11 protein-coding genes are annotated in these 12,136 nt (G+C 56.7%); 6 read left to right on the forward strand and 5 right to left on the reverse strand.

Annotated features, from left to right (window positions below; all coding sequences use genetic code 11):
• Positions 1-3: 3 nt before the first annotated feature.
• Positions 4-1,278 carry an HlyD family secretion protein gene (locus tag GSF01_RS18285; RefSeq protein WP_159886569.1) on the reverse strand — a complete coding sequence of 425 codons (1,275 nt, stop codon included), beginning with the start codon at positions 1,276-1,278 and terminating at the stop codon, positions 4-6.
• A 70-nt stretch (positions 1,279-1,348) separates the two neighbouring features.
• Positions 1,349-1,924, reverse strand: a complete 576-nt coding sequence (locus GSF01_RS18290; RefSeq protein WP_159886570.1) for a TetR/AcrR family transcriptional regulator — start codon at positions 1,922-1,924, stop codon at positions 1,349-1,351.
• A 200-nt stretch (positions 1,925-2,124) separates the two neighbouring features.
• Between GSF01_RS18290 and GSF01_RS18295 the strand changes: the two genes are divergently transcribed.
• The 4 genes from GSF01_RS18295 to motB all read left to right on the forward strand — a co-directional run bounded on the left by GSF01_RS18295 (position 2,125) and on the right by motB (position 5,808).
• A complete protein-coding gene (locus tag GSF01_RS18295) occupies positions 2,125-2,583 on the forward strand; it encodes a MarR family winged helix-turn-helix transcriptional regulator (RefSeq protein WP_407945778.1) in 459 nt (152 codons plus the stop codon).
• Between the two features lie 77 nt (positions 2,584-2,660).
• Positions 2,661-3,683, forward strand: a complete 1,023-nt coding sequence (locus GSF01_RS18300; protein ID WP_159886574.1) for an aldose 1-epimerase — start codon at positions 2,661-2,663, stop codon at positions 3,681-3,683.
• A 531-nt stretch (positions 3,684-4,214) separates the two neighbouring features.
• A complete protein-coding gene (gene motA, locus GSF01_RS18305) occupies positions 4,215-5,009 on the forward strand; it encodes a flagellar motor stator protein MotA (protein ID WP_159886576.1) in 795 nt (264 codons plus the stop codon).
• Positions 5,002-5,808 (forward strand): flagellar motor protein MotB, encoded by an 807-nt coding sequence (gene motB, locus GSF01_RS18310; protein ID WP_159886578.1) that lies wholly within the window; start codon positions 5,002-5,004, stop codon positions 5,806-5,808. The genes motA and motB overlap by 8 nt, the downstream gene beginning before the upstream one ends.
• Positions 5,809-5,924: 116 nt before the next feature.
• On the opposite strand, the gene GSF01_RS18315 is transcribed toward motB, so the two are convergent.
• The gene (locus tag GSF01_RS18315) at positions 5,925-6,512 is read right to left on the reverse strand and encodes a biotin transporter BioY (RefSeq protein ID WP_159886580.1); all 588 of its coding nucleotides are present in this window, start codon (positions 6,510-6,512) and stop codon (positions 5,925-5,927) included.
• Between the two features lie 124 nt (positions 6,513-6,636).
• Here GSF01_RS18315 and GSF01_RS18320 point away from each other — a divergent pair, with 124 nt between their 5' ends.
• Entirely contained in the window at positions 6,637-7,572 is a 936-nt protein-coding gene (locus GSF01_RS18320) for an energy-coupling factor ABC transporter ATP-binding protein (RefSeq protein ID WP_159886582.1), read from the forward strand.
• Positions 7,569-9,377, forward strand: a complete 1,809-nt coding sequence (locus tag GSF01_RS18325) for an ATP-binding cassette domain-containing protein (RefSeq protein WP_159886584.1) — start codon at positions 7,569-7,571, stop codon at positions 9,375-9,377. Before GSF01_RS18320 ends, GSF01_RS18325 begins: the two co-directional genes overlap by 4 nt.
• A gap of 86 nt (positions 9,378-9,463) precedes the next feature.
• Here the strand turns inward: GSF01_RS18325 and GSF01_RS18330 are convergent, their stop codons facing one another.
• Positions 9,464-11,149, reverse strand: a complete 1,686-nt coding sequence (locus tag GSF01_RS18330; RefSeq protein ID WP_159886586.1) for an ABC transporter substrate-binding protein — start codon at positions 11,147-11,149, stop codon at positions 9,464-9,466.
• An 80-nt stretch (positions 11,150-11,229) separates the two neighbouring features.
• A complete protein-coding gene (locus GSF01_RS18335; protein ID WP_159886702.1) occupies positions 11,230-12,069 on the reverse strand; it encodes a carbohydrate ABC transporter permease in 840 nt (279 codons plus the stop codon).
• Positions 12,070-12,136: the final 67 nt, after the last annotated feature.

A 12,136-nucleotide genomic window follows, 5' to 3' on the forward strand; every position in this document is an offset into this window, starting at 1 on the left:
CCATCATCCCTCCGTGATACCGATCCACTGCAGCGTCATCCCGATAACCGCGCCTTCCGGCAGCTTCGGCAGCTCCACCTTGACGCCAAAGGAGCGCACATCCGCCTCCCCCGAAGCCTGGGTCGACTTCTTGATCGCGAAGTCAGGCGCAGCGGCGATCGACGTCACTTTGCCGACTACTTCCTCCCCTGTCGCAACCAGCTTCAGCTTCACCGTATCATTCAGCTTCAAGCCGACCAAGGTCTTCTCGGTCATATAAAACTTGGCCCACTGTGCATCGGTCGCCTGTATCGAGAACACCGGGAAACCGGACCCGACCAGCTCGCCTTCCTGGGCCGTTTGCGCGAGCACCACGCCGTCCGCCGGAGCGGTAAGCTCCGTATAGCTCTGGTACGTCTCCGCTTCCTGCTGAGCTGCCTGCGCTTGCTGCTCGCCGGAGCTCGCCGATTGAATCGCACCCTGCGCCTGGCGGATGGCTGCATCTGCGGCTGCTACATCGCCTTGGCGCACCAGGATCTGGGCCCGTCCGGCCTGTGCGAGTCCAAGCGCCGCTTGCGCCTGCTCCAGCAGCGCTTCCGCGGCGCGGACCTCCTCCTCGCGCGGTCCTTGGTTCACCAGATTGCGCTGCTGCTCGGCAAGCTCCAGCTTCGCCTTCGCCTCCTGGTGACTGACCTTCGCTTTATCCACCTCTGCCTGCGCGATAAGCCCCTCATCCAGCAAGGCTTGCAGCCTGCCAAGATTTTGCTCCGCGATCGCGTATACCTCCTGCGCGGCCTGAACTTGAATCTCGGCCTGCTGCTTCTCTTCGGGACGCGCCCCGTTACGCAGAGCGTCTACCTTCGCCTGGGCCGCTCGCACAGCCGCCTCCGCCTGCGCGACCTGCTGATCGGCCGCCTGCTCCGTGGCGCTTACGCCTGCGGCCGCCTGCTGCTTCTTGGCTTGTGCGGTCGCAGTCGCGCCCTGAGCCTCGGCGAGTTTGCCTTGGGCCAGCGCCACGGCGGCCTTCGCCTGCGCCACCTTCGCTTCCAGCTCTGCACTCTGCAAGCGTGCAAGCGGCTGGCCCTTTTTCACCGTATCGCCTTCCTTTACCAGAACTTCCGTCAGGCGTCCGCCGATCTTGAAGCTGGCGCCGACTTCATTGGATTCGATATACGCGGTGGGAAGGATCGCTAGGCCCGGCTGCGTGCTGCCGGATACCTGCTTGGATGAAAGAAGCACTCCTCCCGCTCCGATGGCAATCGCCATCACCGAATAAACCACTGGTCTAATAAATCGCATAAAGTTCCCTCCATAAGATGTACAAAATGAAGATCGACGAAAAAGCTTCCGCATCAAGTCCTATAGAGGGCTATTCGACAGAGAGACCTTTCATCACATATAGCTGCATCAGCTCGGATATTTGCTCGTTGTCCAGCGGCGGGTGCTTCATCCCCCAGTCATGTACAAGCCCCAGATAGAGCTTAAACAGCACGAACGCCGTAATTTGCGGATCGCAAGGCTTCAACATGCCGGCTGCAACAGCCCGTTCGATATAACCAGCTATGTACGCTTGCGATTCCTGCTCGATAAGGTCAAGCGCTTGCCTCATCATGGGATTGCCGAACTCGCTCTCCTCCCGGAACAGCTTGACCAGCAGCTCATGCTCCTTGCGAAAAACCAATATATTATAGAGAGCTGTGTGGAACCGTTCGAACAAGGGCATCTCCGGATGCTGAAGAGCCTGATCCGCCGATTGCTTCATCTCTTCCGTTAAAAAAAGGATAATATCGTTCAGCAGCTCCTCCTTGCTCGTAAAATACAGGTATAAGGTGCCTTTGCCTACGCCTGCCAGCTTGGCGATATGCCCCATCGTCGTACCCTTGAAGCCGAAGAGGGAAAAAGATTGCTTGGCCGCTTCGAGAATGGCGATTTTTTTAGAATCCATTCGATTACCTCCCTTGATGACCAAAATAACATTTTGGTTCTGTGGTCAGTGTTAACTATATCACATCCTCTTTTTCCTGACAAGGTGGCGAGCCGGCCGATTCCTCCTTATTTGATTTTTGAAAGCCGACCTGATATCGTTAACTATAATTTATATTGGATGAAATTAAATTTAATAGAAGATAAATGAAGGAGACTGCCTTGAAATCAGCTAAGTGGAATGCCGATGATCTAATGAAGCTGGACAATCAATTCTGCTTCGCCGTCTATGCGTGCGCCCGTGAAGTGACCAAGCTGTATCGTCCCCATCTGGATCAGATAGGGCTGACGTACACCCAATATATTGTGCTGCTTGTCTTATGGGAGCGCGACGATATCACCGTGAAGGACCTTGGCGCCAGATTGTATCTCGACTCCGGTACGCTGACTCCTCTTCTCAAGAAGCTGGAGAGCATGAAGCTGCTGCGGCGCTTCCGCGACCCTAGCGATGAGCGGAGCGTGAGAATCCGCTTGACGGCCGAAGGCGCCTTGCTCCGCGAGCAGGCGCTGGACATTCCTCGGAAGGTGTTCTGCATACCCGGTCTTCCTGCAGAGGAGATCGACGAGCTCCGTCAGCGGATGAACGCCCTGCTTCGGCTGGTACATCCGTTAAACGCTTGAGTGTGATTTAGGATGGAAACTACCGGCAAATGCGGGTATGATAGAGGCTGTACCGACCGTAAGAGCAAAGACCATTTATGGAGGGACTTATTGTGGCATTCACTTATCAAGCTATCGAAGATACGTATCAAGGACTTTCCGCTATCACGCTGCGGGCAGATCGTTACGAAGCGGTTGTTCTGCCTACGGTAGGGGCCAATCTGATTGCCTTTCGCGATACCGTAACCGGCAGCAAATTTCTGCGCGAGCCCGCTTCGAACAAAATGGACGACTTTCTTGAGAAGCCCGCCGTGTATGGAATTCCCGTCTTGTTTCCGCCCAATCGATATGAGGACGGCAAGTTTCCGTGGAACGGAGTGGTCTACGAATTCCCGATTAACGAGGAGGACACGAACAACCACCTGCACGGTTTTCTTCATACGATACCATGGGACATTGAAGAGATCGGCACCACCGCAACAAGCAGCTATGTGAGCCTGGTTCAGCATGTGGATGCGAGCCATCCCGTCTATTCCTATTTACCCCATGCGTTCACCTTCCGCCTCCGCTACACGCTCGGCGAAAATGGGCTGCTTCAGCATGTATCCATCCGCAATAACGGCTCAGAGCCGATGCCTTGCCTGCTCGGCTTCCATACCGCTATCAACGCCCCGTTCGAACCGGGCAGCGAGGCTGGCGACTGCACTTTTACGTTGACGACGGGTCGGCGGAGGGAATTAAACGAGCGCATGCTGCCGACCGGCGGCTTCCAGCCGCTTAGCGCGGAAGAAGAAGCGATGAAGACCGGAGGGATCTCTCCTTTCTTCGAAGCGATGGACAATCATTACACCGCCGAGCCTCAAGGCGGACGGAACCGGATGGTGCTGACCGACAAACGCACCGGAACCAAGCTCATCTACGATGTGGGAACGGCTTATAAGCACTGGATGGTTTGGAATAACAAGCTCGTCGGCGGTTTTTTCTGCCCAGAGCCTCAGCTTAACCTGGTCAATGCGCCTAATATCGATCTGCCCGCCGATGAGATCGGCCTCGTGTCGGTGGCTGCAGGCGAGATTTGGGAAGAGACCAGCCGCCTTTACGTCGTTCGGTCCGCAGGCTAGACTAACGTGGATTATGCCCGGCCCCCAAGAGAAATACGCAGCGTTGATCTTGAACAATCGCCCGCCTTGCGAGGAGTCGAATGTCCCAGGATCAGGTTTTTACAACAAATGATCGGGTTAGCCTTCAAAACGAGGACTCTGTCACCGATATAATCGGTACAGAGTCTTTTTTGGCGGTCACGGATATACCGGCTCCGACTATGACTGCCGAACTATGCTGCAGCGCAAGCTTAGCCCGACCGGTTGCAGTACCCGTGTGCTTCGCCTGGTGACCGACGGCCTCGCGCACGTTGTCCTTCAGCTTCCCCACCTGATCGATCGTGACGCTGGCAGCCTGCGGATCGCCTCCATGGGCGAAATGAATCAGCCGGCGTAAACACCGGGGCTTCCGCTTCGTCCGCTTCCATGAAGGAAGACGAAAAAACTTTGATGCGCTTCAGCAGGAGAAGTGTCATTTTTTGTCGAAATAGTCTTCCATCATCAAGCAAACCCTGAATTCGAAAAAATACTGGTGTGGAAGGTGTTTCTCTCTTGGAAAAGTCAACCTTTATCGGCATTATCCTGGCCTTTGTCGCAGTTATCGTGGGTATGATCCTGAAAGGCGCCAATCCCGTAGCTCTGGCAAATCCCGCGGCCATCATGATCATTATCGTCGGCACGGCGGCCACCCTGTTCATCGGCTTCTCGCTGGAAGAGCTGAAGCTGTTTCCCAAGCTCATTAAAATTGTGTTCTCGGAGCAAAAAGCGATCCCGAAAATGGATCTGATCAACATGTTCACCGACTGGGTTTCCATTACGCGCCGTGAAGGCTTGCTGGCCATGGAGAGCAAGGTTGAGGAAATTCAAGATCCGTTTCTGCGCAACGGCATGAGAATGATCATTGACGGCAACGACCAAGATTTTGTCCACGACGTGCTGATGGAGGATATTCACGCCATGCAGGAGCGTCACCGCTCCGGAGCCCAGATCTTTACCCAGGCCGGAACGTACGCACCGACCCTCGGGGTTCTTGGCGCCGTAGTCGGCTTGATCGCAGCCCTCAGCAACCTGAACGAAGTAGAAGCACTCGGCCACCTGATCTCCGCCGCATTCGTCGCGACCCTGCTCGGTATTTTCACCGGTTACGTGCTTTGGCACCCGATCGCCAACAAGCTGAAGCAAAAATCGAAGAAGGAAGTCGAAATTCGTCTCATGATGGTCGAAGGTCTGCTCTCGATTCAATCCGGCATCTCCTCGACGGCTGTGAAGCAAAAGCTGATGGTCTTCGTACCGACTTCGCAGCGCGATGAGAAGAAAGATAATAAAGCGGGGAACAAGGATGAGTAAAAAAAAGCATAGCGAGCATCATGAAGAGCATATCGATGAATCCTGGCTAATTCCTTATGCCGACCTGCTGACGCTGCTGCTGGCGCTGTTTATTATATTGTTCGCTTCCAGTCAGACCGATTCCAAGAAGTACAACAGCATCATGCGCTCGCTAAACCAGGCCTTTACGGGAGGCGTGGGCGCTTTCGAAGCGTCCAACCTGATTCCGATCACAACAGAGGCGAATCCGGACCCGAAGCAGTATGAGCAGCCCGCATCCACGCAGCCTCAGGAAGATGAATCGGAGGAGCAGAAGCAGCTTCAAAAGGAACAGAAGGACCTGGAGCAGCTTAAGGAAAAGCTCGACGAATACATCAATGAAAACAGCTTGTCCGCCCAGCTCGATACGAAGCTGACCCAGGAGCTGCTTATGATTACGATCCGGGATAACGCGCTGTTCGCGTCGGGATCGGCCAACGTTAAGCCGGAGGCCAAGCTGCTGGCTGTCGCCATCTCCGACATGCTGGCGCAATACCCCAACTACCGGATCGAGGTGGCCGGACATACGGACAATGTGCCGATCGGCACCGCCGCCTTTGAAACGAACTGGGATCTAAGCTCGAAGCGGGCTCTGAATTTCATGAAAATTTTGCTGGAAAATGCCCAAGTCGGCCCTGAGCGCTTCCGTTCCATCGGCTATGGCGAATACCATCCGATCGATACGAATGATACGGCTGACGGGCGAGCCAAAAACCGCCGTGTGGAAGTCAGTATTCTGCGAAGCATCAAATCGCCGGAAATGAAAGACGTACCTAAGTAACCGTTCGTTAACAAGAACATCTTCATATTCGTACGCCCAAAGACCGTCTGGCAATCGCCAGACGGTCTTTGGGTATGTACGGGCCTTATAGCACGATGCGAGTGTAGATTAAGATGCTAATCCAGCGGCACGACCTTATTCCCCGCTCCCCCGGTAAGACGCTCGGCCGGGAAGGCCTGCCGGACCGGGATCAGGATAAGCAGCGCAGCTGCTGCCTTGATCGCATCGCCGAGCAGGAACGGGTAGCAGCCCGCCACCATGGCCGCCGACAACGACATTGCCTTCACATGGGCAAGCCAAGGCACTGCGCTGACATACACGAGCCAAGAGCCGAAAACAAGCAGGACGGCATAGGCTGAAGCATAGCCGACAAAGCCTTTCAGCCTAATACGGGGAATCAGCAGGCCGATCAGCAAGGCGGAAAACGGCCACATGAGGATATAGCCTCCCGTTGAGCCGAGCAGGATCCCGAACCCCCCAACGCCATGAAACAACGGAAACCCGATCGCTGTCAACACAATAACCAGAGCCACGCTCAAAAAGCCGTAGAGCGGCCCCAGCAAAGCTCCCGCCAGCATAACAGCCAGCGTCTGCAAAGAGATTGGCACCGGCGTAAAGCCTAGCGGAATGCTGATATAACCGAATAAGACAAGCAAGGCTGAGAATAAGGCAGTAAATACAATCCCCCGAAGCGACAATTTCATGATTGTGCAATCCTCCTGATTTTGGTATGGTAGGTACAGGCTTCTCGTTAACCAATTATCTCGATTCAAGGTTAACAAATCGGATTGTAGCACAAACTTCCACCATGTGAAAGGATTTTTTCAGATGATTTTCTCTCCTTCCCGCTTTCTTTCCTTACGGCAAGCCGCCGTTCAATACTCCACCGATTCCGGTACAGGCCGTAAAGCCTTGACGGATATCACGCTGGATATCCATCAGGGGGAGTTCGTAGCCGTCGTCGGTCCCAACGGCAGCGGCAAGAGCACGCTTGCTAGCGTCCTGCTTGGGCTGTGCCCCCTCTCGCGCGGCAGCTTCACGGTGCAAGCCGGCTCCGGGCTTCGCGGGGTGCTCCAGCAGCCGGACACTCAAGTGCTCGGGGATACGATCGAGGAGGAATTCGCTCTCACCCTGGGCAAGCAGCTCGATAGCGAAGAACAGCTTCAGGCCTACTGCCGGGAAGCTTTGCTGCAGGTCGGCCTCAGGCTGTCTCCCGGGACGCCCTTCTCTGCGCTCTCGGGCGGGCAGCGACAGCTCGTCAACCTGGCTCTCGCCCTGTCCATGCAGCCGGACGGGCTTCTTCTGGATGAAGCTACGGCCATGCTGGATCCGCAGATTCGCGAACAGGTGCTAGCTCTGGTAACGAAAGCGCACCATGAAGGGATGACCGTGGTCTGGATCACCCACCGCATGGAGGAAGCTGCGGCCGCGCAGCGGATCGTAGCGCTCAAGGCGGGGGAGCTCGCCTACGACGGGCCGCCCGAGGGGTTCTTCTATGGCGATGCTGAACCCCTTGTTCCAGGCGCGGGAGCTCAAGAACAGGGTGGCCGGGGAAGCTCCTCCCCTCCCGTTCCCTTTACGACGGCAGCTTCGCCGACTCCCTGCGAACGGCTCGCGCTCGAGCCTCCATTCGTAGTCCGAACGGTGAAGGCTCTTCACGCGCTTGGCGTCCCTATAAGCGGACAGCCTCTGGATGCGAAGCAGCTGGCATCGCTCCTTCGGGCCATCGCTTCCGCAAAGGGGAAGGAGGCGTGTCCGCTATGAGCTTAGCGCTTATTCAGGCCACGGCTGCCGCGCCGGACAACCCGGAGCGTCTGCTGCTCGGGCCGCTCGACCTCAGCTTCTCCGAGGGAACCGTCACCTTGCTGATCGGACGTACCGGCTCGGGCAAATCGACCCTGCTTCAGCTGCTCGCCGGTGTGCGCGCCCCGGCGGGCGGCGAAGTCCATGCAGACGGCGCATCCATTTGGCGCAAATGGCGCGCAGACCGGCGTCTGGTGCTGCCGCTCGGCCTAACGTTTCAATTTCCCGAGCAGCAGCTCTTCGCTCGTACGATCAGGCATGAATTTGGCTACTCGCTTCGCCCCTTCCGCCTGAGCCCGGCCGAAGAAGAGCAGCGAACGCGCGACGCCCGCGCCGTCTGGGACCGCCGGGACGCCTTCGCGCCTGAGCGCTCCCCCTTCACGCTGAGCGGAGGCCAGCGCCGCAGACTGGCTCTGGCCACGACAGCGGCGACAGCTCCGGACTGGCTGCTCATGGACGAGCCGACGGCCGGGCTCGAAGCCGCATCCGTGCTGGTGCTGCAGGCGTATATCCGCCAGCGCCGGGAGAATGGCGGCGGCACGGTCATTGCGACGCATGATCTCGATACGTTCCTGCCGCTCGCAGATCGCGTCCTCGTGCTTCAGGACGGTCTTATCGCCGCCGACCTGCCTCCGCGCGAGCTGTGTGCGCAGTCCTGGCTGCTTCGTCAGACCGGCGTAGGTGTGCCGAGCTGCGTCACGGTGTCGGAGGCTCTGAGCGCGCACGGCCTGGAGCTTCAACCGGACCGGTTGACGCCCGAAGAGACAGCAGAGGCGATCGCCGCTGCCCTCAGCCTCGGCGGAGAGCCGGAAATCAAGCGCAGAGATGCGGCGGAGAGCGATGGAACAAGCCCGGAGGCGGAGAAGCTTCCGACCTCCGCTGCAGATACAGCCGGCGGGCTCCCCACGGAGGCCAGGCATCCCATCGCGCCCCAGGGAGAGCCCCTGCCATCGGCGGCCTCCGGGGCTTCCTATGCCGCAGAGGCACCATCAGCTTCTGTACCCTCTGCGCCCGATGCGGGCTGGGTACAGCGGCTGGACCCCCGGGCCAAGTGGCTGCTTTACGCACTGTCTGTGATCGGCACGATGCAGCAGCAAAGCTGGCTCGGACTCACAGTCTCCCTCGTGCCTGTGCTGCTCGGATTGTTGAGTCTGCCGCGCGAGCGGGTCAAGGGCCTGTTGAAGTTCGCCAAGCCGCTCGCACTGTTCTTTCTGCTGTCGGTCGGTCTGTCCGGTCTGACGCTGACGGCAGGCGAAGGCCTGCCCCTGTTCGGCTTCTCCGCCGAACGGGCGGCCATTACCGCCTTCTATGTCTACCGTCTGCTGATCGTGACGCTGGCCAGTCTCTGGTTCGCGGGGTCCACTTCCTACGGCAGAATGGTCGAGGGTCTGAACTGGGCGTTGTCCTATGTGAAAAGAACCGGACTGCCCGTGGGGTCGTTTGCTTTGGCCGTTGCGCTGCTCTTCCGGTTTATCCCGATGATCCTCAGCGAGCTGGAGCGGTTCTCCCTGATCGTCCGCGCCAGGGGCAAAGCCTCGATGCGTCCCGGCGCCGTGAGGGCCCGCGATATCCCGGCGCTGATCGTGCCTCTTATGCTATCCTTATTTCAAAGGGCGGAGGATATGACGATGGCTATGGAGATGAAGGGAACGGGCACTAGCCCGCTCCAGTCGGCAAGGCCCTCTCTCCTGACTTGGACACGTACAGATTCTCTCTTCACCGCAGCGGGCCTTCTGGCGCTCATCCTGCTTTTGTCGATCCGCTGAGTGCTAACGCTGAACATGGCAAAGGGGGCCCCAAGGCCCCCTCACTCTCACTCAACAATATGTTATCATTCGCGCCCAGCCTTAACTCACTCGTTCCACAGCTTGATCCTGTCCTTCAGCAGTCCGTCAAACTGAGCCTCCAGCTTCTTCACTCCGGCTTGCTCAAGCTCCTTTTGGAAAGAATCCCATAATTCGTCGAACTTTTCCGGTTTCGCCATGATAGCTTCCGGTACCCTTTTTCTCATCAGCTCCAGACATTTTTGCATAATGACGGCGCCGTCCGTATCCTGGGGAATATTGATCTGCCATGCCGCACCCCACGGCTTCACGGGAAACTCGGAGGCCTTCGGATACAAGTCCTGCCACATCTTGGCGTTGTAGTTAGCCAGAACCTCCTTCTCCACGCTGGAGTAGTTATCCATGATCTGCTGCTCGCTATCGATCAAATACGTCTGGCCGGAAGGGTCCTTCACACCGAAACCGTGTTGAGGGAATGGATATACATACATCCCGATGCCGGTTTTCTTGCCATACTGCGGATCATTGACGCGCTTCTCCATCTCTTCCTTGGGAATGACGCGCTTGCCGTTCTCCACCTTGTAGTGTACGCCCTCGATCCCCCAGTTGTTCAAAATCTGCGCTTCGTCGGAGGCCAGCCAGTCCAGGAACTTGATCGCCCGAACAGGATCCTTGCACGACTTCGAGATCGCGACGCCCCATCCTGCCGAGTAGCCGGCGCTCTGGAAGTTCTTGTTCTTGAAGCTTTCATTGAGCGTGATCGGATACATCCCATACGTCAGGTCAAACTTGCCCGCCTGCTTCAGCGACTGCTCCGGCTCCCTGTACTGCCACTTGGAGTCGATGATGGCGAGTACCCGTCCGGATGAAATTTTGGCCTTATACTGATCGTACTTCTGAACGAAGCTCTCCGGGTCCAGAAGACCGATATCATTCATGTGATTAAGCCAGCGGAAGTACTCCTTCTCCTCCGGCCGGGTGATATGAAGTACAGGCTTCTGCGTCTTCTCATCGATATACCATTCGCCGTCATCCGAGCCGCCGGTGGCAAATACAGCCGGATTCGTTACCGACTGGGCGATCCGCCAGTCGTCGGCAAGCAGTGACAGTCCGATCGTCGGCTTACCGTCGATGGTCGGGTGCTTCTCCTTAAACGCCTTGATCGCTTCCTCATAATCTTTGACGGTTCTGAGCTTCGGATAGCCGAGCTCCTTCACCACCTGATGCTGGAGCTGGAAGCCGTCCCTCGGCTCCCACTGCTGCTCGTTCACACCGAAGGTGCCAAGGAAGTAAATCGAGCTATCGTCCTTGCTCCACTTGAGCCGCTTGAGATAGTCGCCGTACAGCTTCTTGAGATTCGGACCGTGCTTCTCGATCAGCGGAGCGAGGTCAATAAAGCCTCCCGCGTCGGCGATGATATTGGAATCATTCTTGGCGAAGATCAAGTCCGGGTATTCGCCGCTTGCGGCCATCAGGGATACCTTTTGCTTGGGGTCCCCTACCGGATAATCGATTTTGAGCGTTACGCCGGTAAGCTCCGTTATTTTTTTGCCGACCGGGCTCTGCATATTTTCGTAGTTCGTGTTCGGGTCCGCCGCAAACATCGTGAAGGTGATCGGCGCTTTGTCGTTGCTTGCGTCAGGGCTGTTGCCCGATTCCTGATTAGGGGCGCTCTGACCCGCATCGTTGCTGCAGCCGGCCAAAGCCAGCCCGGCAGCCAATGTAAATGCCATTATTTTTTTGCTCTTGCTCATGATACGGCCTCCTTATAGGTTCACTATGTATAAACAGATGCTTCATCTGCGCATACCTCATGCAAGCGGCGGTACGGGCGCTAAGCCTTAACCGCCCCCAGCGTCAAGCCTTTCACAAAATATTTTTGCAGGAACGGATACACCAGAAGAATCGGCAGCGTAGCCACAATCGTGATGGACGCCCGGATGGATTCCGGGGACACCTGCGCGGAGAGCGCAGGGTTGCCGCTGCGCGCCAGATCGGCATTGCTGGAGCCTATGGTCGTATTGGCGAGTATCTTCATTAACTCGTACTGGAGCGTGGACAAATGCTCGGAAGTACTGTTGTACAGGAAGGTATCGAACCAGGAGTTCCACTGGGCTACGGCGATAAACAGAGAGATCGTCGCAAGCACCGGCTTGCAAAGCGGTAAGATGATTTTGAAGAAAATCGTCATATCGTTGGCCCCGTCCAGCTTGGCCGATTCCTGCAGGCTGATCGGCAGTCCGTCCATGAAGGAGCGGATGACGAAGATGTTCCAGGCGTTAACGAGGGTGGGCAAAATATACACCCAGAACGAATTCATCAGATGCAGCTCCCGCATGAGCATATAAGTCGGGATCAGGCCGCCGGAGAAATATAGCGTCAAGACGAACAGGAAGGAAATCTGCTTCCTTGCGATAAAATCTCTGCGGCTCAGCACGTAAGCGATCATCGAAGAGCTGAACACGCCGGCAAACGTCCCGATGACCGTTCGCAGCACCGAATTTTGAAAAGCGACCAGCAGGTTGTTATAGGTATAAATTTGCTTGTAGTTTTCCCAGGTAAATTGCCTCGGCCATAAGTAGATGCCGCCCCGCACCGTGTCCATCGCCTCATTGAAGGAAATGGCGAGGATGTTCAGGAACGGATAGATCGTCACTACAGCAACAAACAACATAAGCAGGTACAGCCCGATTTCAAACAGGTAGTCAGCCGCTTTATTCTCTGTTCTGATTCTCACAGCG

This window comes from Paenibacillus puerhi (genome assembly GCF_009846885.1).
Classification (GTDB): Bacteria; Bacillota; Bacilli; order Paenibacillales; family NBRC-103111; genus Paenibacillus_G; species Paenibacillus_G puerhi.